Below are 22,325 nucleotides of genomic sequence, written 5' to 3'. Positions count from 1 at the left end.
AGAAAAGAGTTTCACTAAACATAAAAAAAGACCTTGAATCATTTTAGATTCCAAGGTCTTTTGGTTTGCCCAGCAGCGTCCTACTCTCGCAGGGGAAGAACCCCAACTACCATCGGCGCTGGAGAGCTTAACTACTGTGTTCGGAATGGGAACAGGTGTGACGTCTCCGCCATCGCCACTGGACTTTGGCTTGGTCGTTCTGCGTTGTTCATACAAATGAGCGCTTTTAGCAGAACTTCCTTATCATTATTCATTTCAGGTGACTAGCACCCTCAAAACCAGATAAGAAAAGCAATCATGTGAGCAGGCAGTGGTTTATAAATCCGTCTGCGTTTTTTGTCCAGCTTCGACTTGCATGCGCTTGCCTCCGCTTTTCGTATAAGTTAAGTCCTCGATTGATTAGTATCCGTCAGCTGCACGTGTCACCACGCTTCCACCTCGGACCTATCTACCTCATCGTCTCTGAGGAATCTTACTCATTTAAAATGATGGGAAATCTCATCTTGAGGGGGGCTTCATGCTTAGATGCTTTCAGCACTTATCCCTTCCACACGTAGCTACCCAGCCGTGCTCCTGGCGGAACAACTGGTACACCAGCGGTGTGTCCATCCCGGTCCTCTCGTACTAAGGACAGCTCCTCTCAAATTTCCAACGCCCACGACGGATAGGGACCGAACTGTCTCACGACGTTCTGAACCCAGCTCGCGTACCGCTTTAATGGGCGAACAGCCCAACCCTTGGGACCGACTACAGCCCCAGGATGCGATGAGCCGACATCGAGGTGCCAAACCTCCCCGTCGATGTGGACTCTTGGGGGAGATAAGCCTGTTATCCCCGGGGTAGCTTTTATCCGTTGAGCGACGGCCCTTCCATTCGGTACCGCCGGATCACTAAGCCCGACTTTCGTCCCTGCTCGACTTGTAGGTCTCGCAGTCAAGCTCCCTTCTGCCTTTACACTCTGCGAATGATTTCCAACCATTCTGAGGGAACCTTTGGGCGCCTCCGTTACTCTTTAGGAGGCGACCGCCCCAGTCAAACTGCCCACCTGACACTGTCTCCGAACCGGATCACGGTTCTGGGTTAGAATGTCCGTACAGCCAGGGTGGTATCCCACCGGCGCCTCCACCGAAGCTAGCGCTCCGGTTTCGATGGCTCCCACCTATCCTGTACAAGCTGTACCAACATTCAATATCAGGCTACAGTAAAGCTCCACGGGGTCTTTCCGTCCTGTCGCGGGTAATGCGCATCTTCACGCATAGTATAATTTCACCGGGTCTCTCGTTGAGACAGTGCCCAAGTCGTTGCACCTTTCGTGCGGGTCGGAACTTACCCGACAAGGAATTTCGCTACCTTAGGACCGTTATAGTTACGGCCGCCGTTTACTGGGGCTTCGATTCAGAGCTTCGCCCAAAGGGCTAACTCATCCTCTTAACCTTCCAGCACCGGGCAGGTGTCAGCCCCTATACTTCGCCTTTCGGCTTCGCAGAGACCTGTGTTTTTGATAAACAGTCGCTTGGGCCTTTTCACTGCGGCTCATCCAGACCGAAGCCTGAACGAGCACCCCTTCTCCCGAAGTTACGGGGTCATTTTGCCGAGTTCCTTAACGAGAGTTATCCCGCTCACCTTAGGATTCTCTCCTCGCCTACCTGTGTCGGTTTGCGGTACGGGCACCCTCATCCTCACGAGAGGCTTTTCTTGGCAGTGTGAAATCAGGAACTTCGGTACTCTATTTCCCTCCCCATCACAGCCCGAGCTTACGATGAACGGATTTGCCTGCTCATCACTCTCACTGCTTGGACGTGCATATCCATCAGCACGCTCCCCTATCCTCCTGCGTCACCCCATTGCTCAAACGGATGAAAGGTGGTACAGGAATGTCAACCTGTTTTCCATCGCCTACGCCTTTCGGCCTCGGCTTAGGTCCCGACTAACCCTGAGCGGACGAGCCTTCCTCAGGAAACCTTAGGCTTTCGGTGGACAAGATTCTCACTTGTCTTTCGCTACTCATACCGGCATTCTCACTTCTAAGCGCTCCACCCGTTCTTCCGATCGGACTTCGCTGCGCTTAGAACGCTCTCCTACCATTGTACCAACGGTACAATCCGCAGCTTCGGTGATACGTTTAGCCCCGGTATATTTTCGGCGCAGAGTCACTCGACCAGTGAGCTATTACGCACTCTTTAAATGATGGCTGCTTCTAAGCCAACATCCTGGTTGTCTAAGCAACTCCACATCCTTTTCCACTTAACGTATACTTAGGGACCTTAGCTGGCGGTCTGGGCTGTTTCCCTCTCGACTATGAACCTTATCACCCATAGTCTGACTCCCAAGCTCAAGTTGTTGGCATTCGGAGTTTGACTGAATTCGGTAACCCGATGAGGGCCCCTAGTCCAATCAGTGCTCTACCTCCAAAACTCGATTCTTGAGGCTAGCCCTAAAGCTATTTCGGAGAGAACCAGCTATCTCCGTGTTCGATTGGCATTTCACCGCTACCCACACCTCATCCCCGCACTTTTCAACGTACGTGGGTTCGGGCCTCCAGTAAGTGTTACCTTACCTTCACCCTGGACATGGGTAGGTCACACGGTTTCGGGTCTGCGACCTCATACTCATACGCCCTGTTCAGACTCGCTTTCGCTGCGGCTCCACATCTTCTGCTTAACCTTGCATGAGATCGAAACTCGCCGGTTCATTCTACAAAAGGCACGCTGTCACCCATTAACGGGCTCCAACTACTTGTAAGCACACGGTTTCAGGTTCTCTTTCACTCCCCTCCCGGGGTGCTTTTCACCTTTCCCTCACGGTACTGGTTCGCTATCGGTCACTAGGGAGTATTTAGCCTTGGGAGATGGTCCTCCCGGATTCCGACGGAATTTCACGTGTTCCGCCGTACTCAGGATCCACTCCGGAGGAAACCAGGTTTGAATTACAGGGCTGTTACCTTCTTCGGCAGGTCTTTCCAGACCGTTTCATCTACCTGATTTCTTGGTAACTCCGTATGGAGTGTCCTACAACCCCAGAAGGCAAGCCTTCTGGTTTGGGCTGTTTCCCGTTCGCTCGCCGCTACTTAGGAAATCGCGTTTGCTTTCTCTTCCTCCGGGTACTGAGATGTTTCAGTTCCCCGGGTTACCTTCCTTACCCTATGGATTCAGATAAGGATACTGCCCCATTACGGACAGCGGGTTTCCCCATTCGGAAATCTCCGGATCAAAGCTTACTTACAGCTCCCCGAAGCATATCGGTGTTTGTCCCGTCCTTCATCGGCTCCTAGTGCCAAGGCATTCACCGTGCGCTCTTATTCACTTAACTTATAACGCACACGGACAATATTGTCCGTTGTCTGCTCTTGATTGCTTTCTTATCTAGTTTTCAAGGTGCTATTTGAAGAATCCTTCGATCCTTCAAAACTAAACAAAACAACCGAGTACGCTCTTTTTTGGTCACGAAGTGACCTTATCTTCCTTAGAAAGGAGGTGATCCAGCCGCACCTTCCGATACGGCTACCTTGTTACGACTTCACCCCAATCATTGGCCCCACCTTAGGCGGCTGGCTCCAAAAGGTTACCCCACCGACTTCGGGTGTTGCCAACTCTCGTGGTGTGACGGGCGGTGTGTACAAGGCCCGGGAACGTATTCACCGCGGCATGCTGATCCGCGATTACTAGCGATTCCGGCTTCATACAGGCGAGTTGCAGCCTGCAATCCGAACTGAGAATGGTTTTATGGGATTAGCTTCACCTCGCGGCTTCGCTGCCCTTTGTACCATCCATTGTAGCACGTGTGTAGCCCAGGTCATAAGGGGCATGATGATTTGACGTCATCCCCACCTTCCTCCGGTTTGTCACCGGCAGTCACCCTAGAGTGCCCAACTTAATGCTGGCAACTAAGGTCAAGGGTTGCGCTCGTTGCGGGACTTAACCCAACATCTCACGACACGAGCTGACGACAACCATGCACCACCTGTCACTCTGTCCCCGAAGGGAACCCTCTATCTCTAGAGGTAGCAGAGGATGTCAAGACCTGGTAAGGTTCTTCGCGTTGCTTCGAATTAAACCACATGCTCCACCGCTTGTGCGGGCCCCCGTCAATTCCTTTGAGTTTCAGCCTTGCGGCCGTACTCCCCAGGCGGAGTGCTTAATGCGTTAACTTCAGCACTAAGGGGCGGAAACCCCCTAACACCTAGCACTCAACGTTTACGGCGTGGACTACCAGGGTATCTAATCCTGTTCGCTCCCCACGCTTTCGCGCCTCAGCGTCAGTTACAGGCCAGAGAGTCGCCTTCGCCACTGGTGTTCCTCCACATATCTACGCATTTCACCGCTACACGTGGAATTCCACTCTCCTCTCCTGCACTCAAGCCTCCCAGTTTCCAATGACCCTCCACGGTTAAGCCGTGGGCTTTCACATCAGACTTAAGAAACCGCCTGCGCGCGCTTTACGCCCAATAATTCCGGACAACGCTTGCCACCTACGTATTACCGCGGCTGCTGGCACGTAGTTAGCCGTGGCTTTCTGGTCAGGTACCGTCAAGGTACAAGCAGTTCCTCTTGTACTTGTTCTTCCCTGACAACAGAGCTTTACGATCCGAAGACCTTCATCACTCACGCGGCGTTGCTCCGTCAGACTTTCGTCCATTGCGGAAGATTCCCTACTGCTGCCTCCCGTAGGAGTCTGGGCCGTGTCTCAGTCCCAGTGTGGCCGATCACCCTCTCAGGTCGGCTACGCATCGTTGCCTTGGTGAGCTCTTACCTCACCAACTAGCTAATGCGCCGCGGGCCCATCTGTAAGTGACAGCATAAAAGCCGTCTTTCAACTTCCGACCATGCGGTCGGAGGTGTTATCCGGTATTAGCCCCGGTTTCCCGGAGTTATCCCGATCTTACAGGCAGGTTGCCCACGTGTTACTCACCCGTCCGCCGCTCGTTCCACAAGTTTCATCCCGAAGGAATCAACTTATTTCACGCGCTCGACTTGCATGTATTAGGCACGCCGCCAGCGTTCGTCCTGAGCCAGGATCAAACTCTCCAATAAGTTTGGATGTTAAAATCCATAATGCTCATATTCAAAACGCTATTTAAATAGCGAATTGACGTACTGGTTGTTTTGTTCAGTTTTCAAGGTTCGAACGACGTCGCTCTCAAAGCGACTTAATTATTATATCAAGCTATCAACTCAAAGTCAATAACTTTTTTAATTTGTTTTGTTCGCTCCTCAAAGCGACAATTAATAATATATCATGCTGAATAACTAATTTCAACAGGAAATTTTAAGTTTTAATAATTAATTTAAGCCGTCTCTTTCAACGGCTTTTTAAATATACCATGTGTATATAATAAATGCAATAAGATGGCCCGGATTTCGACACGGTAATTTATGGCAGCAGGATAAAGTGTATGGCGAATAAAGCAGCTACCCCTGAAACTCCTAAAAATCCGGAAATAGCAGTAGTAAATAAGTTAATAGGAATATGGAGTCCAAAGTTTGCGCCAAACACATTTATAAAAAACAATACTAATGCACCAATAAGTATTTTAACCATGCCCTGCGAAACAAACTTAAGAGCCTGTACCGGTAAGCCTTTAGCTAAAATTAAAATAATGACTGCCAGTATAAGGCCGATCACCATATATGAATTCATCATTTATTCCCCTTTCGCTTGTCCTTCTACTTATATATCTATGACAGCGAAGGAGAAATAGAACTAATGAATGCCTCTTATTTTTCGTTGTCTGGCCTCCCGCAAAAGGAAAAAATATTTTCCCTCTGTACAAGCCTGGTCTGCAAAAATACCATCATTCAAATCAACACTGTTTTTCATAAGGGCATTCATTCGATCCTTTTCCTTTTTCAGTTGATGTATCCTGTGAATCAGTTCCTCATCTATATCCTTCTTTTTTATTTTCCCTTTACCAAACATGGCAATTCACCTCATAGTTCCCTTCTGCCTTCTAAGGCTTTGGAAAGTGTCACTTCATCCGCATATTCCAGGTCTCCACCTACAGGAAGTCCGTGGGCAATACGTGTCGTTTTAATTCCAGCCGGTTTTACCAGTTTGGAAATATACATGGCTGTTGCTTCCCCTTCAATATTTGGATTGGTTGCCAAGATAAGCTCTTTAACCTCTTCATCCTTTAGTCGGTTAATAAGTGAAGCAACATTGATATCCTCAGGGCCAATGCCATCCATTGGGGATATAGCTCCGTGCAGAACGTGATACTTGCCGGTGAAATCCTTCATTTTTTCCATTGCAATCACATCTTTCGGGTCCTGCACCACACAAATGACCGATCCATCTCTCTCTTTATCCTGACAAATTGGACATGGGTCCTGATCTGTAATGTGACCACAGGTAGAGCAATGGGTAAGTTCACGCTTAGCATTCACCAGCGATTTAGCAAAATCCAATACGTCATCTTCATTCATATCTAAAACGAAAAAAGCCAGGCGAACCGCAGTTTTTGGCCCTATTCCTGGCAATTTAGTAAAGCTATCAATAAGCTTTGAAATTGGTTCTGGATAGTACATTAAAAATCCCCCTAGAATCCTGGGATATTCATACCTTTCGTGAATTGTCCCATGGTTGAATTCGTCTCATCCTCGATCTGCTTAATGACATCATTAACAGCAGCCAGCACTAGATCCTGCAGCATTTCCACATCATCCGGATCAACGGCCTCTTCGTTTATATCAATATCTGTAATCTCTTTTTTACCATTGGCTACAACCTTAACCATTCCACCACCAGAACTTGCCTCAAAGCTTTTCTCATGAAGCTCCTCCTGTGCCTGCATCATCTTCTTCTGCATTTTCTGCATCTGTTTCATCATATTGTTCATGTTTCCCATTCCGCCTTTCATCAAAATTCCTCCTTAGTTATCTTGTATTTCTAATAAATCATCGCCAACCAATTTTCTCGCTTCTGAAACGAGAGGATCTTCTTCAGCTTGCTCCTCCGTTTTTTCTCCTCCATCATCATCCTGATCGCGCTGTTTCTTTACATATTCTTCTCTTAATTCCTGCCAATCGGCTTCAGGAATCGGAATAATGGCCACTTGTTTTCCAAGAAAATTCGATAATTGTGCTTCGATGGTCTCCTGATTTTCCAGCATAAGTGAACAATGGATTTCATATTTAAAGGATAAAACCAGAGAATCATTGGATGCAGCTCTTGGTTTACTATTAATCAGCTTTGCATAAGCCGGCGGGCTGTCCTGTTTTAATGAATCCATAAATGTTGCCCAGTGATTCATAATATTTTTTAATTCAGCCTTGGAAGCATCATTTAATACATTTCTAATTCGGTCATATGGAATACGATATTTCCGCCCCGAGCTTGGACGTCTTTGCGAACGCCCTTCACTTGCCTTGGGTTTTTCAGACTGAGGTGAACCCCCCGACTGTTTTATCGTATTCAATTCCTTTTCAAGCTGCTCAAGCTTTTGCACCACTTGCGGAGAAACCTCTGTTTGTTTTGGATTCTGAGAAGAGGATGTATTGGCGATGTTTAGCATGGCAATTTCAATAAATACTTTCGGACTATTGGTCCACCGCATTTCCTGCTGACATTCATTTAATCGACGGATAGCGGATTGAATCCATTCTGAGTCAAGATCCTGGGTGAGAGTCGTAAACCGCTCGTCAGGAATCGCTCTCTCAAGAAAATCACTCATTTGATTTGATGACTGATATAACAAAACATCACGCAAATAATAGATAAGATCAAAAATGAGCCTTCCTGAATCTTTTCCTTCTTCTAAAAACTCATCGATCAGCTCTAAGGCATGCTTCACATCCTGATTATGAAGAGACTCCATCACTTCGCCCAGTTTATTTTGGGAAACCGATCCGGTAACAGCCAGTACATCTTCAACGGACACATGGTTTTCTTCACTATAGGAAATGGCCTGATCGAGTAGGCTTAAGGCATCTCTCATTCCACCTTCAGCAGCTAAAGCTACGGTTTGAAGTGCTTCATCATCAACTTCAATCTGTTCTGAGGCCATAATATCCTTAAGACGATTTACGATGGAAGATTGAGAAATCCGCTTAAAATCAAAGCGTTGGCATCTTGATATAATGGTTAAGGGAATTTTATGAGGCTCTGTTGTGGCTAAAATAAAAATCACATGCTGGGGAGGCTCCTCCAACGTTTTCAGTAGTGCATTAAAAGCTCCCGTGGAAAGCATATGAACCTCATCCACAATATACACCTTATACTTGATTGAGCTGGGTGCATACTTCACTTTATCCCGAATGTCCCGAATATCATCAACACCATTATTTGAGGCAGCATCAATTTCAATCACATCAGAAATCGTACCATCCTGTATTCCCCGGCACGCTGAACATTCGTTGCAGGGCTCTTTAACAGGAGAACGTTCACAGTTTACTGCTTTCGCAAAAATTTTCGCAGCACTTGTTTTCCCTGTTCCTCTTGGGCCGGAAAATAAATAAGCATGTGAAAATTTCTCCTTAAAAATTGCGTTTTGGAGTGTTCTGGTTATATGTGATTGTCCCACTACATCTTCAAATGTGGTGGGCCGCCATACCCTGTACAATGCCTGATAACTCATGGCCACGTTCTCCTTTGTGGTTTCTTTTCTCATTATAACCTATAGACATGTTGCATTCAAAAACATTATCGTGAATTTTTATCTGCCTATTATGCGCATTTATTTTATTAGCCTGTTCATCCAGTTGATCTCCATACTTTTCCGGACAATTAAAAAACTCACCCTTAAAAAGGATGAGTTTAATGTCTATGTAGCGCCGTGCACCTACCGTCGATGAAACATTCCTGAGCGTTACGTAAGCTCGTGGCTCGGCTCAGGCAACCCCGCGGCACACAAGAATGACCGCTTACTGCTGCTTCCTTCCGGATCTGACAGGGTTCACGGGTTCCTGTTGCGCGGGACCAAAGCGTCAACACCACTTACTTACGGCAGACCTCAAAAATGCTCACCTCGGATAGGGGTTCAGCCTCGCTATAGCGGATTGCGAGTAACAAGGCACCGCTACCTCCCCACCTAGCACGGCTAATCTGCTAACAATGAATATCTGCACATTACTGCGACCAGTCCATGGCCAGCTCGGCAGTTGGCTTGGATTGCTTCGTCCAATTGCGCCTCGCTTTCTTAATGTGCATAAACAAGTATATCGGGTTTTAATGGATTTTGCAATGATTTCGCCATTCCATTTTTTTCAATCCTGTCTTTTCCTTTCCCTTAAACCCTTAAAGAATTGCTTTAAAATAAGGGAGCACTCCTCTTGAAGCACTTCAGGAATCACTTCCGCCTGATGATTAAACCTTGAATCCTGGACCAGATTCACCAAGGAACCACAGCTGCCCGCCTTTGGATCATAGGCTCCAAATACAACGGTTGGTATTCTTGATTGCAGGATTGCTCCTGCACACATGGGGCAGGGTTCCAATGTAACATATAATAAACAGTCATCCAATCTCCAACTGTTTAAAACCTGATTGGCCTTTTCGATGGCTAAGAATTCCGCATGTCCTTTTGCCATCTGTGAAGTTTCTCTTAAATTACCGGCCCTTGCAATGATCTGATCATCCTTAACAATAACAGCCCCAATCGGCACCTCATCCGCTTGCTCAGCTTTAGCCGCTTCATTAAGCGCAATTCTCATATATTTTTCATGATCCATGAATGACCCCTTCTTTTTCCTGTATTTTTAGTATTAAATGATATTTTCCTGAATTTTTTTCACCATTATTATGCATGGCCATAGAATACTTAGTGTTTTATCCCATAAATATGTAAAAGAATATCTATGGAAGGAGGAGCCTTTATTGGTTATTTATGTAGTAAAGGCTGGTGAATCGCTATATGATATTGCACAAAGATATCAGGTCTCCACAGATGAGCTTATCGCCTTAAATCAGCTTGATCAGCCCAGTCAATTAGTTGTTGGGCAAGCACTTGTTGTTCCTGTTAACCAGTATACCGTACAACCCGGCGAATCACTCTATGTTATTGGTCAAAAATTTAATGTTCCGTATCAGCAGTTAGCTGAAGCAAATCAAATTTCACTAAATGATTCCTTGCAAATCGGTCAGACCCTTACTATTCCTCAGCCGGAAAAGGTGAGCAAGCAGTTCAATGCCTACGTTGAACCTACAGGAGGTGAAGTGAGTCAAACGTTAGAGCAGTCTGCAAGAACTAAGGCCCAGTATTTAACGTACTTAGCTCCTTTTAATTACAAGGTGAATCGTGACGGTTCATTAGTTCCCCCACCTTTAAATCAATTCCCGCAAATTGCAGCTAATAACAACGCTCTCTTAATGATGGTCGTGACAAACATTGAAGAAGGATCATTCAGTGACGAGCTCGGACGTATTATTGTTACCGATGAAAATTTTCAGGATCAGTTTTTAACCAATGTTATAGAAACAGCGAATCAGGTTGGATTTGGAGATATCCATTTTGATTTTGAATTTTTGCCTCCTGAAACCAGAGAAAATTATAACAACTTTTTACGAAAAGCAAAACAAAGGCTATCAGAGGCAGGATTAATGCTGTCAACGGCTTTAGCACCAAAGACATCAGCAGAGCAGGAAGGAGCCTGGTATACAGCTCACGATTACGCTGCTCATGGTGAAATTGTCGACTTCGTTGTACTTATGACCTATGAATGGGGATACAGCGGCGGCCCGCCAATGGCTGTTTCCCCTATTGGGCCTGTAAGGGATGTTGTTAATTTTGCCTTGTCCGTTATGCCTTCTGAAAAAATATTTCTTGGGCAAAATTTATATGGATATGACTGGACCCTTCCATATGAACCCGGCGGAGAATTTGCTGAGGCATTAAGTCCACAGGCCGCCATTCAGCGGGCCCGGGAAAACAATACAGAAATCCAATTTGACCAGGAAGCACAGGCACCCTTTTACTTTTATTATGATCAGGATGGAAATCGCCATGAGGTCTGGTTTGAAGATGCCCGGTCAATCCAGGCTAAATTTGATCTGGTAAAAGAACTGAATCTTAGAGGAGTGAGCTATTGGAAGCTTGGCCTCGCCTTTCCGCAAAACTGGATATTACTGGATCATCAATTTAATGTTGTGAAGGAAAGATAATTAACCAATTGCTGTCTCATTTCTGTTTGAGACAGCATTTTCATTAATCTCCTTCAGATTCGATGGTAAAAGTAAACATCGAGAATTCTGTATTCTGGTAGATGTCTGCCAGGCCATTTTCCTGAAAATCCTTTGTATTGAAACCTTTAAAAGGTACCCTCACCTGGAACGCCTCCTTAAAAGGAAAGGGCGCTACACCAATCGTATATGGATCCTTCCAGTTAGCTTGCATCCCTCCTGGTGCAAACGGAAAGGTTTGTCTGAATCCATTTTGAAACCAGGACACCTCCTCTTCTTTAGCCGCCCCTGGTTCATTCATACATAAATAAAGAGATAAGTCATCACAAAACTGAAGCCATTTAAAGTGACAATCCAATATTTCCTCATTTTGAAAGGCTGAATTTCGACTTTTCATTTGCTGGCGTCTGTCCATTTCCCGGGAAATAAATGATTTTATGACCGGATTTGTCGATTCCGATGAAAAAAACGACGAATAATGCAGGCTGCACAAAAGCCCGGCATATGCTGAATGATTCTGAACAAAATCAATTCCCTTTTCATAGCTGGCCAACTTAGCTGTTAGCGGATAATCTGTAAAAGAGTAAGGAGCATCGGTTTCATCATTCAAGCGTGGATGCTGATCAATTTCTTTCCATGCATAATCATGATAGGTAATGGCAAATTCCACATTAGACCTTAACTGAGATTCAGGAAATAAATCTGGATGAATGTATTTGGCCATTTCCCCGGAAACTTTTCCATGCTCATGCTGTTCCACCATCCGGATACTTTCCCCGGTAAATACAACAATCATCAGATAACCCTCCTTTCAGCCATCCTTTTATACCGTTATTCTATTACTTATCCTTCCAAAGCTGTTCCAATAAAATAATCATAACGGTTCCCATCAGCAATCCATTACTGACCAGATTTTGTGCAAATCCCGGTAACCCAACAAAGGCACTGGCCGGGATAAACATAAGCCCAATTCCGGTTAAAAAAGTAATCCCTAAAATGGTGAGCCTTCTCTGGTCCAGCTTCTCACTCACAATATTCCACAGTCCTATTCCCATAAGCTGAACAAAGGTAGCCAATAATGCAGCATTGGCAACAGGTGATGGAATTTTGGATAAAAAGGCAACAATTGGCGGGAAGAAAGCAATAAGCATGAGTAAAATGGCTGCATACATAAATGGACGTTTTCTTCTTTGACCGGTTAATTCCATAAATCCTGACGAAGATGCCAGTGTTACAACAGCTACACTGGAAAATAAAGCAGACAATCCCTGATTAATTCCCAGCGTATAGCTCCCCTTATTCATCTCCTCCGGTGTGAAAGAATTCTTTCCCTTCATTGTCTGATTAGCGGCTCCCAGTGAGGCGACTATATTCGATAACAAAATGATGGCTGTAATAAATGCAATAGGAATCATACTTATATCCCAAACCGGCAGGCCCCAGGCGAAAGCTTCCGGAATTTGAATAACAGGTAACGATGTATCCGCAGAGGCCTGTCCATGAACAATGGCATAAATCACCCACCCAAGACCGATGCCAATTAAAATCGCGTAGTTCTTTAAGGGGCCCTTCCCGAGAATGGAAAATAACAAAACAAAGAAAAACACGAAAAAGGAAATAAGGGTAGCATCCAATTGGGCTACGGAGCCTTTTTCGCCTATCCCCATCATTCCCTGTAAAAAGGTGCCGCTTAACTGAATGGTTAACATAAATAAAAAGGACCCTGTAACAAGTGGTGTAAAAATAGATAGCATTTTTTGCGATAAGTGAAACAGGCCAAAAATCACTAAAAAGAGACCGGTTAAAATCATAGCTGTCTGAAGGACCTGCAGCGTCTCTCCTAAACTTCTGCCACTTTCAACCGCAGTAGCCGCATAAACGGTAAATGTGCTGATCCATATTCCTGCCGGTCCGTCCACAATCGGTAATCGATGTCCAATCAAACCCTGAAGAAAACAGGCAATCCCTACCACAAAAAATGTCCGTTGCATTAAACCGGACACCTCGTGCAGGGACATATCATAGACAGATCCTATTACTATGGGCAGTGCAATAGAGCTTGCTAACAAAAAAATAAACCATTGCAAAGTTTCAAGTGTGGAGTTTTGTAAGTCTTTTACTGAATTCATGAAGGCCACTCCTTGTGCAGAAAATTCTATTTCCATCATACTAAAGTTTAGAACGATAGGAAATGGAGAGATGTCATAAAGATGTTAAAATGCCCGACTCTATAAGATATGAAAATCTCTTATAATCATGATATAGAAATTAAGGAGGGTTTTCATGGAAGATACGCGCAGGGAAAACCTGAAAACTATTCTGAAGGAAGCTTTAAAGCCTATTCATGATAGACTGGATCAAATTGAAGAAAGACTGGAACGGCTTGAAAAATAAAAGATAGGGATCAGCCTTTGACCCCTATCTTTCCTATTCTTATTCCTCTAACGTTGATGTATCTCCTGTAGGAAGCCCAAGCTCCCAGGATTTTAGCAGGCGACGCATAATTTTACCGCTTCGAGTTTTCGGAATGGTATCCCGGATTTCAATTTCTCTTGGAGCAGCATGGGCACTTAAACCGGTTTTAACAAATTTGCGAATATCCTCAAGTAAATCATCGGATTCCTGATGACCCTCACGAAGCGTTACAAATGCCTTAATAATTTCACCGCGCTCCGGATCCGGCTTACCAATAACTCCCGCCTCGGCAACAGCAGGATGCTCGATTAATTTACTTTCTACTTCAAATGGTCCTACACGCTCACCGGATGTATTAATCACATCATCAAGACGTCCCTGGAACCAGAAGTAGCCATCTTCATCCATATAAGCACTGTCACCGGACACATACCAGTCACCGATGAAGTAGCTTTCATATTTTTCAGGACGCTTCCAGATCTGACGCATCATCGAAGGCCATCCCTTTTTAATGGCCAGGTTCCCCATCTGGTTAGGCGGAAGTTTATTACCTTCGTTGTCAATAATCGCAGCCTCAACACCAGGGATCGGCTTACCCATAGAGCCCGGTTTGATATCCATAACAGGATAATTACTAATTAATTGGGCTCCTGTTTCAGTCATCCACCAGTTATCATGAATCCGCTTATTAAAGGCATCCATTCCCCAGTGGATAACTTCAGGATTCAATGGTTCACCGACACTCAGGATATGACGTAAGGAGGATAGGTCAAACTTATTCGCCACCTCACTGCCGGCACTCAGGAATTTACGGAAGGCCGTTGGTGCGGAATACCATACAGTGACTTTATATTTTTCTATTGTGCCATACCAGTCTTCAGGGCTGAATCGTCCCCCACGCACAACATTGGTTACCCCATTTAGCCACGGGGCAAATACTCCATAGCTTGTTCCGGTTACCCAGCCTGGATCAGCTGTGCACCAATAGACATCATCCTCTTTTAAATCCAGTACCCATTGTCCTGTAGCCAGGTGCTGAATCATTGCATTATGCACATGGTAAACACCCTTTGGTTTACCTGTAGATCCTGATGTATAGTGGATGACCATTCCATCTTCCAAATCTACCCATTCAATATCAAAGGATTCAGAGGCATTCTTCATTTCCTCTTCAAAGCTGATATACTGACTTCCATCCTCCATGCCGCCCACTAACACAATCTGTTTCAAATGAGGAAGTTTATCCTGTGGAACACGGCCCAGTAATTCAGGAGTTGTAATTAACATCTTTGCTTCACTATCCTCCAGGCGATCATGCACAGCCTGTTCCATAAATGCTTCAAATAAAGGGCCGGCAATGGCACCAACCTTTAAAATACCTAAAAAACTCATATAGAACTCAGGGCTTCTCGGCATGAAAAGAAATACACGATCGCCTTTTTCAATCTGATGCTTCCTTAATACATTCGCGAATTGATTACTCTTTTTCTTCAACTCATCAAAAGTTAAGGACTCTTCACGATCAGGTGCAGAATATAATAATGCTGCCTGATCCTTTTTATCAGGATTCTCCGCATGACGGTCAACGGCTTCATAGGCCATATTGACTTTTCCGGTTGAATTCCAGGAAAAATACCTCTTCATTTCGCTCCAGTCAAAGCTGTTATACACCTTCTCATAATCCTGTAAATTATGATTTCCTTCTCTGGCAGGTATTGGATTCATATTCATACGTTTCTCCACCCCTTTGAAATCGTTTTCATATTGCTTTTACAATTACTACAAACCTATGCAATACCTAAACTATTTATTAAAAAAATTCCCCTTTGTCCTTTCTATTCTATCGAAAAATTCCAAATATTTAAAGTCCTATTTTATAGACAGGTTTTATATAGGAAAAATGTCCTCTCTTTTGTCCATTCTTAGCTTTGGATGTACCCATGTTTTTATAGGCCATCCGATTGCCTGATTGCAGACACCGTCATAGAAGCGGATATTTACTTACCTGAGACAAAAAAATGAGAGACAGATTAAATATCTGCCTCTCCGCTTACGGGTAAATCCTCATTTTTTGCAGGCTTGCTGCTGTTCACCTGTTTTTCGTTACTTTTATTATCCTGAGTGCTTTCGGTACTTTGCATATCTTGAGGGGGGATGCTGCTGCTTCCTTTCTTCCCACGATCACGATCAATGTTAGCATTCTTTTTATTGGAGAATAGCTTTATACCCTTTTTTAAGCCTGTTAATAGAGAAGTATTCTTTTGGCTGGGTTTTTCTCGTGAATATTTGTATCCGGCAACCATTCCAACTGCGTACAATGCGTATTGCAAGCCTTTCATAAAAATATCAAAGCTGAACCCTTTTGCTTCAAATGCAGCAAATCCAATACCCAGAACGATACCTGCAAGTGGAATATTCCGGTTACTGATTTTACTTGCCCTTCGGATTGCATATAAAAGGAAGGTTAATGCAACAACACCTGTAAACTCCATACTTAATAACTGTTCCAGAATCGTATCACACCTTTCCAGAAAAACAGTTATAGCCGGCCTTTATTAGTAGATGCAATACGTAGATCATGAGTGTTTACAGGCGCCTATTTTTATTCAATAATTCCTGTTCCTGTAATATCCGCATTTACCCGAACGTTGATTCCTGCTTCTGGATATAACGACTTCCACGCCTTCCATTTTTCATTTTCAGTGCCGGACCGAGTGGCACGATACCTTAAACCAAACCCAACCGGATCCATTTTCGTTTCCTGAAATTTTGCCAGCAACTTATTTATATCCTTTGTTAACACTTTTTCTGCAAGTTTATTGTATTTGTCCAGTTTTCCTTCCTTAAGCTCAACCTTACTCTCCTCAATAACACCAGATATGTCTACGATAACCTCTATGGAAATCTTTTGGTTTTGCTTTTGTTTAATCTGATATTCGGTATTTAATGAATCGACAGCCAGCATAAAAAATTCATCTTTGGCATTCACCTTTATACTTTCCTTGTCATAGCCCTTTTTCAGCATATTAAACAGCTTCGTCTCCTTTTTAGTTAGGTGAAGAGGATCAACGCCTTGTTTAAAAACGGACATTGTGGTTATCGAAAAGTTATCCTTCTCTGCCTGTACAATCGGGAGATAGCCATCGATTCCTCTTTCCTCCAAATCGCGGCGCAGGTTATAGAGAAACTTCGTAGTGACATAGGGAGATTCAGTCCCGGCTTCGTCAAAAAACATAAACAGCTTATTTGAGGGCAGACGTTCTCCTTTTGGTTCGATACTTAAGATTGTTTTTGCATCCGGCTTTCCGATGGTGATGAGTGCAATCTGCTGAATATCCCGTCTTCTGGTAAACCAATCCATAGTTTTGCCGATATCCTTACTTAAAACCTTTTCCCCCAGCACAATAACCTTCATGTGACCAAAATCAAGCTCATTACTCACCTTGGCCTTAATCAATTGTATCGCCTCAGCAATCGTACTTCCTTTTGAACTTAAAAGCTCAAATTGATCCCCTAATTCTTCTGATCCTGAACTGGGAAACGCCACCTTTAAAGTAACTTCATAGCCCTCCTGATTCTGTTCAGTTTTATCTATACCAATTCCGACCACAAATGCGCGCTTATCAATATCTTTGAAACCGCAGCCTGTTAAAAGAACCATAACAAAAACAAATAAGCCACTAAGCCTGCAGAGGTTCTTCATTTCTGCTTAGACCTCCTCACTGCATAGAACAAGACCGCACACGAAAATGCGCCCGCAAACAATAATAGAGAAAAAAACATTTTTGCCAGTTCATAAACCTGAACTTGACTAAGAAAAAAGTAACCCAGAATGGTAGCCAGCGAAAAAAGGATAGCCATCATGACCGGCACAATTTTTACTTCCTTCCATTTTATCTCCGGAAGGACACTTCTGACATGCTCCATTGCAATGTGACAGGTAATGGTTGCACTTATCATGGAAATGCCTATATAAAGTAAAAGAAAAATATAGAGTACCCTTTCAATAAAGCCAAATTCCATTCTTAAGGCATCAGCCGTTGAAAACCAGGGATAAATATAATTCTCTGCTCCATCAATGCCATTCATGCCAATTGGGACTAAAAGGGAGGTGAAGATATTAATGGTTCCGGCAATTCCAATCAGCACAATTCGCCAAACTCCCATTCCTTCTACTCTATTTTTCAGCACTCGATTATAAATAGATATAAAATAAAAGCCCACCAATGAATAAGCACCAGCTCCAATACTAGTATTGGAAGGGGGTTCAATCGTATGTGTAAAAACAATCCGGATGGCATCCCAGCTTATGTGTTCATTCAAAAATGCTTTTAAAAAGATCCCAGTAATGAGCGGGAGGCTAATAATCATAATAATTTCAAGCGCATATAAGGTTTTTTCTGTCTTCATCAGAGCCCCCAGGCAAATAATGGACAAAAAGAGAACCGATATATACAATGCAGGCATTTCCGGATTAATAAATCTCTTGGTAATATCAATAAAGGATAAAAGAACAAACCAAGTCCCGAGGAAATACAAAATTCCAATAAAAAATAAATAACCGGATGCAAACCATTTTGGCGTATATTTTTTAATGATTTCAGGCTGCCCCTGACCGGGGAATTTAAGCATGGAATTTGTATAGACAAGACAATAAATCAGGGTAATAATAATGGCAATCATTAAAGAAGTCACCACACCATTGACCCGTTCTTCAATTAAAATCCTGGGCACCAGGGCTACAACATTCGCAAGCATATTCAGAATAACTAAATAGTAAAAGTAGCGACTCACCGAATCCCTTCTTCCCTATATATGTTGCTTTTGACGACTCGTAAACAGTTTTAAATAGGGCTTTCCGAAGCTGTCTAAATAAACAAGGTAATAAATAAGACCAACCGTTCCCAGCACAAGACCAATCAATCCTGATAAAGTCGTAATCAGTAACAGGAGATATTTCATAACTCTCATCGCAAAGCTCATTTCATTAATCGGAATAATGAAATTGGATATAGCAACGGCGGCCACAATGATAATCATGATGTTTGAAACCAGTCCGGCGTCGGTTGCCGCCTGTCCTAAAATTAAACCACCAACCGTAGTTGCGGTAGGACCGATCGTTTTAGGAAGACGAATCGATGCCTCTACAAGCATTTCCATCATAATTAACATAAATAACACTTCGAGGTATGAAGGGTACGGAACCGGCATACGACTGCCAGCGATGGAAAAAGCGAGTTGAATCCGCAGTACTTCGGGGTTATACGAAATAATGCCTACGTATGCAGATGGAAGAAAGAGACTGATAAATAAACCGACATATCGCAATATAATGAGAAATTTAGACACCCAATAAGGCTGATAAAAATCCTCCATTGAACTCATGAAATCATAAAAGACCGTGGGACCAATCAAAACAAACGGGATTCCTTCAATCATAATAATGACCTTTCCCTGCGATAAATTATAAGCGATCCGATCAGGTCTCTCGGTTACCAGTAGTGTAGGGAACATGCGCCTTTTCCTATTGGTCAGTGCTCTGTGCAATTCTCCGGCAGACTGTACAATCGGTCGGTTCGCTTGATCCAGTCTTTTCTTTACCTGATCCACTATTTTTGGCTCTGCCTCTTTTTCGTCATAAAGAATACAAACCTGAATATTTGACTTACTGCCAATATCAGGTGCCTTTTCAACCCTTAAGCTTTTTTTATGGTAGCGGTGCCGAATAAGGTTAAGATTGGTATAAATATTTTCACTTAAGGCCTTCTGCGGTCCTAAAATCGTCGTTTCCACACTCGCATCCAGCACCTGTGAGTTTTCCTGATGAATGAATCCAACGATATATACTTGATCCTTAATAAAAATCACGACAGAGCCATGAAGCATTTCTTTAACCGTATCCTGTTCATCTTTAAATTCCTTGAAATTCGGCAGTGATTTTAAATAGGACTCATATCTTGTTACATCATTTATTTCAAAAAAGGGCTTAAAAAATTGTTCATGAATGTTGGCATTGTCAATGACTGTCTGAATATACACCAGTTCAATCTCCTGGTCATTTTCCAGCGACAACGTTCTGAACTGAGCATCCTCCGTTGCTTTAAACTGCTTTTCAAGTACCGGCTTAACCCGCTCCACTTCACTTTTCTTAAACGAAAACATGTATATAAACCCCTTTGACTCAATAACTCATCGCAGTTTATAGTTTCTGCCGGGAAATAAAGATTATACCTCGGGACTGTCCCGCACCACTTTAAAGCACTAAACCATCACAATAAAAAAAGCTGATTGCAGGTCCCCACCGAATAGGTGCGTTGTGCAATCAGCTTTTTCATCTATTTACTTATGCAGTGCTTCCAATGCTTCATATACATAAGTGACCTCATGTGCAGCATAGGCTTTCACTTCTTCATCGGCCTGACTCATCACATAGCTATGAGGTGTTAATTGAAACATGGAAATGTCGTTATAGGAGTCGCCAATGCACATAATTTCCTCAGGAAGTAAGTGATAAGCATCCATAATGGCTTTTACACCTTTTCCCTTATTAATCGCTTTTGGCATAATATCCAGACACTCCGGATCGGAAATAAACGAATCCGCAATAAATGAAAATTGTTCTTCAATCTTTGCCTGAATTCGCTTCAACCATTCTGTATGGTCACTGTTTACCGATATTTTTGACACCTCAAGGCCTTTTTGAATACGATCTGTAAGGTTTGTATCCAGTTCAATCGGGAAAAATAAGCGACTCATATCTACAGATTTTAGCCGGGTTGCATCATTTACAAATCCCTGATTCTCTGAAAAAATCGTCAAAGGAGCATATATGGAATTCAAAAATTGATAAAGGGCTAACACATCGTTCTTGGAAAACACCTGACCGTAAATCCGTTCCTCATCCTTTGAGTAGACAAAGGAGCCATTTTGACTGATGCGGTGACCGGTTGCACCAATCATTCCCATCACTTCTTTAATTTCCACATCCATCCGTCCACTGGCGACACTAAATTCAGTACCATTGCCGACAGCATGCAGAATGGCTTCCTTATCCCGTTCGAGAAGTCCTTTATGATAGCTTAGCAGTGTCCCGTCTAAATCACTGACGATTAGTTTGATCATAGTTGCTTACCTCCTGAATTTCTGTCTCTAATTTGAATCTTACAGGAGATTTACAAGAAAATCTATTATATATAACAAAAAAGAAGCCCAGTACAGATGTACCAGGCTTTCTTTAAAAACTTTCTCTATTAAACGGCCCCGGCAGGATTCGAACCTGCGACGCACGGTTTAGGAAACCGACGCTCTATCCCCTGAGCTACGGAGCCAAAGTGAAAACATTATTTATTATACAAAATAATACTCCAATTGAAAAGGGATAGGATTGATCTAAAAAGCAGGGTCCACTTAAAAACATTCTGATGACAGTCTGAATCATCTCCCTTTGGTGTGGGCCTGGAGCATAAGCAGTTGTACTCGCGCATGAGACTTTTACTGCTCCATACTTACTTCTGCCCAGGCCCTGACATAACCTCTAAACCCGCTGATAAGGTCTTCCCAGCTCTATTGAACGCTCTTTTGCATTTTTCACACATTCCATCAAGGCTTCCTGATACTTGTATTTTTTCAGGGTTTCGAGTCCTGCCTGCGTGGTTCCGCCTGGGCTGGTGATATTTTGACGGAGCTCTTCAGGACTTGATTCCGTATTTTTCAGCATTTCAGCTGCTCCTACTAGAGTTTGCACAATTAACTCCTTTGAAATATCCTCTTTCAGGCCTGATTCCTTTGCGGCTGCTTCCATCGCCTCTACTAAATAATAAATGTACGCCGGACCGCTTCCGGATAAACCTGTGACTACATGCAAGTCATCCTCATCTACAACCGTCGTCGTACCTATGGTTTGAAACAGCTCCTGAACCATATCCATTTGAGCAGCATTTGCATAGGTTCCGGCTGCAATGGCTGTCGCAGAAAAACCAATGGATGCTGATGTGTTCGGCATGGCACGAATCACCGAAACCTCTTTCCCTAATTCTGATTCTATATAAGAAGTTGAAATTCCGGCTAATACAGATACAACCATCTGATCCTCTGAAACGAATTCTCTTATCGATTCAATGGCATCCGTAACATCCTTTGGTTTCATAGCAAGGATGACCATATCCGCATCTGCCACAACTTCCCTTTTTTCGCTTAAAGTTTTTACCCCATAGGTCGATTTCATATGTTTTAAGCGTTCCTGATCCTCTTTATTGGTCACATAAACCTGCTCCGGACGAATGACCTGCTTATTCAGAATTCCGGATAGTATCGACTCGGCCATGGCACCTGCACCTACAAAAGCAATTTTATTAACCATCTTTTTTCCTCCTAAAATTGTTTATATCCAAAACAAACAAAGTTCAACATTCCATCATTTAAAAAACCCACTCCATCCTTACGTTAAGGACGGAATGGGCTGACTCCGCGGTACCACCTTGAATTGACATCTGAAAAAAAGGGAAACGTTTAGACAAAGATTTCCGTTTTAAAGATGTCCTCTCCAGCCTGTAACGCTAGGCTTGCGATCAAGGTTTATCGCCCTGATAGCTCCCAGGTAGGTTTCGATAATCTCCAGGTGATGGAATCTTTCAGCCGGTGAATTCCAATCTCTTTTCACCCGAGCCATTATCTACTGGCCTGTTCACAGCTTATCATTATTCAGTATATTTTATAGTATTATGCAAGGAATGTGTGAAAATGTCAAGAACAAAAAGCGGAAATGGCCTGTTCTCCCCTTCCTGCAGCAGCACAAATAT

Annotated in this window: 16 protein-coding genes, 1 tRNA gene, 3 rRNA genes, 1 other RNA gene and 1 other annotated feature; of the genes, 1 reads left to right on the top strand and 20 read right to left on the bottom strand. The window is 43.5% G+C overall.

Annotated features, from left to right (window positions below; genetic code table 11):
• Positions 1 to 67 precede the first annotated feature (67 nt).
• The 10 genes from rrf to tadA all read right to left on the bottom strand — a co-directional run bounded on the left by rrf (position 68) and on the right by tadA (position 9,665).
• Positions 68 to 183: ribosomal RNA gene (rrf, locus tag ACZ5OK_RS17730) — 5S ribosomal RNA — on the bottom strand.
• A gap of 196 nt (positions 184 to 379) precedes the next feature.
• Positions 380 to 3,309 (bottom strand): 23S ribosomal RNA (locus ACZ5OK_RS17725).
• Positions 3,310 to 3,466: 157 nt separating this feature from the next.
• Positions 3,467 to 5,030 (bottom strand): 16S ribosomal RNA (locus ACZ5OK_RS17720).
• The 16S, 23S and 5S rRNA genes sit together here, the layout of an rRNA operon.
• Positions 5,031 to 5,370: 340 nt before the next feature.
• Entirely contained in the window at positions 5,371 to 5,640 is a 270-nt protein-coding gene (locus ACZ5OK_RS17715; protein WP_464758239.1) for a pro-sigmaK processing inhibitor BofA family protein, read from the bottom strand.
• 60 nt (positions 5,641 to 5,700) lie between these two features.
• Positions 5,701 to 5,916: a YaaL family protein gene (locus ACZ5OK_RS17710; protein ID WP_343843411.1), complete on the bottom strand. Its 216-nt coding sequence runs from the start codon at positions 5,914 to 5,916 to the stop codon at positions 5,701 to 5,703.
• Between the two features lie 11 nt (positions 5,917 to 5,927).
• Positions 5,928 to 6,524: a recombination mediator RecR gene (gene recR, locus ACZ5OK_RS17705; RefSeq protein ID WP_343843408.1), complete on the bottom strand. Its 597-nt coding sequence runs from the start codon at positions 6,522 to 6,524 to the stop codon at positions 5,928 to 5,930.
• 11 nt (positions 6,525 to 6,535) lie between these two features.
• The gene (locus ACZ5OK_RS17700; RefSeq protein ID WP_343843405.1) at positions 6,536 to 6,856 is read right to left on the bottom strand and encodes a YbaB/EbfC family nucleoid-associated protein; all 321 of its coding nucleotides are present in this window, start codon (positions 6,854 to 6,856) and stop codon (positions 6,536 to 6,538) included.
• A 12-nt stretch (positions 6,857 to 6,868) separates the two neighbouring features.
• On the bottom strand, positions 6,869 to 8,572 hold the full coding sequence (gene dnaX / locus ACZ5OK_RS17695) for a DNA polymerase III subunit gamma/tau (protein ID WP_343843403.1): 1,704 nt from the start codon (positions 8,570 to 8,572) through the stop codon (positions 6,869 to 6,871).
• A 196-nt stretch (positions 8,573 to 8,768) separates the two neighbouring features.
• Positions 8,769 to 9,034, bottom strand: an RNA gene (ffs, locus tag ACZ5OK_RS17690) — signal recognition particle sRNA large type.
• A 166-nt stretch (positions 9,035 to 9,200) separates the two neighbouring features.
• A complete protein-coding gene (gene tadA, locus ACZ5OK_RS17685) occupies positions 9,201 to 9,665 on the bottom strand; it encodes a tRNA adenosine(34) deaminase TadA (RefSeq protein WP_343843400.1) in 465 nt (154 codons plus the stop codon).
• 145 nt (positions 9,666 to 9,810) lie between these two features.
• Here tadA and ACZ5OK_RS17680 point away from each other — a divergent pair, with 145 nt between their 5' ends.
• Positions 9,811 to 11,094 (top strand): glycoside hydrolase family 18 protein, encoded by a 1,284-nt coding sequence (locus tag ACZ5OK_RS17680; protein ID WP_343843397.1) that lies wholly within the window; start codon positions 9,811 to 9,813, stop codon positions 11,092 to 11,094.
• Positions 11,095 to 11,137: 43 nt separating this feature from the next.
• Here ACZ5OK_RS17680 and ACZ5OK_RS17675 read toward each other — a convergent pair whose 3' ends face one another.
• The 10 genes from ACZ5OK_RS17675 to proC all read right to left on the bottom strand — a co-directional run bounded on the left by ACZ5OK_RS17675 (position 11,138) and on the right by proC (position 21,886).
• Complete coding sequence (locus ACZ5OK_RS17675) at positions 11,138 to 11,908, bottom strand: DUF3891 family protein (protein ID WP_343843394.1); 771 nt, start codon at positions 11,906 to 11,908, stop codon at positions 11,138 to 11,140.
• Between the two features lie 43 nt (positions 11,909 to 11,951).
• Positions 11,952 to 13,241 (bottom strand): purine/pyrimidine permease, encoded by a 1,290-nt coding sequence (locus ACZ5OK_RS17670; protein ID WP_343843391.1) that lies wholly within the window; start codon positions 13,239 to 13,241, stop codon positions 11,952 to 11,954.
• A gap of 304 nt (positions 13,242 to 13,545) precedes the next feature.
• Positions 13,546 to 15,258 carry an acetate--CoA ligase gene (acsA, locus tag ACZ5OK_RS17665; RefSeq protein ID WP_343843389.1) on the bottom strand — a complete coding sequence of 571 codons (1,713 nt, stop codon included), beginning with the start codon at positions 15,256 to 15,258 and terminating at the stop codon, positions 13,546 to 13,548.
• A 299-nt stretch (positions 15,259 to 15,557) separates the two neighbouring features.
• Positions 15,558 to 16,019 carry a hypothetical protein gene (locus tag ACZ5OK_RS17660; protein WP_343843386.1) on the bottom strand — a complete coding sequence of 154 codons (462 nt, stop codon included), beginning with the start codon at positions 16,017 to 16,019 and terminating at the stop codon, positions 15,558 to 15,560.
• 110 nt (positions 16,020 to 16,129) lie between these two features.
• Positions 16,130 to 17,230, bottom strand: coding sequence for a Ger(x)C family spore germination protein (locus tag ACZ5OK_RS17655; protein WP_343843383.1), 1,101 nt, complete (start codon positions 17,228 to 17,230; stop codon positions 16,130 to 16,132).
• Positions 17,227 to 18,321 (bottom strand): GerAB/ArcD/ProY family transporter, encoded by a 1,095-nt coding sequence (locus ACZ5OK_RS17650; RefSeq protein WP_343843380.1) that lies wholly within the window; start codon positions 18,319 to 18,321, stop codon positions 17,227 to 17,229. The genes ACZ5OK_RS17655 and ACZ5OK_RS17650 overlap by 4 nt, the downstream gene beginning before the upstream one ends.
• Positions 18,322 to 18,336: 15 nt before the next feature.
• On the bottom strand, positions 18,337 to 19,689 hold the full coding sequence (locus ACZ5OK_RS17645; RefSeq protein ID WP_343843377.1) for a spore germination protein: 1,353 nt from the start codon (positions 19,687 to 19,689) through the stop codon (positions 18,337 to 18,339).
• Positions 19,690 to 19,866: 177 nt separating this feature from the next.
• Positions 19,867 to 20,649 (bottom strand): HAD family hydrolase, encoded by a 783-nt coding sequence (locus tag ACZ5OK_RS17640; protein WP_343843374.1) that lies wholly within the window; start codon positions 20,647 to 20,649, stop codon positions 19,867 to 19,869.
• Positions 20,650 to 20,782: 133 nt separating this feature from the next.
• A tRNA-Arg gene (locus tag ACZ5OK_RS17635) sits at positions 20,783 to 20,855 on the bottom strand.
• Positions 20,856 to 21,061: 206 nt separating this feature from the next.
• Positions 21,062 to 21,886 carry a pyrroline-5-carboxylate reductase gene (gene proC, locus ACZ5OK_RS17630; protein ID WP_343843372.1) on the bottom strand — a complete coding sequence of 275 codons (825 nt, stop codon included), beginning with the start codon at positions 21,884 to 21,886 and terminating at the stop codon, positions 21,062 to 21,064.
• 82 nt (positions 21,887 to 21,968) lie between these two features.
• Positions 21,969 to 22,223, bottom strand: a binding site (T-box leader).
• Between the last annotated feature and the right edge of the window lie 102 nt (positions 22,224 to 22,325).

The organism is Salinibacillus aidingensis (genome assembly GCF_055393355.1).
The sequence above is the reverse complement of the archived record's forward strand: the minus strand, read 5'-3'. Positions and strand labels throughout refer to the sequence as shown.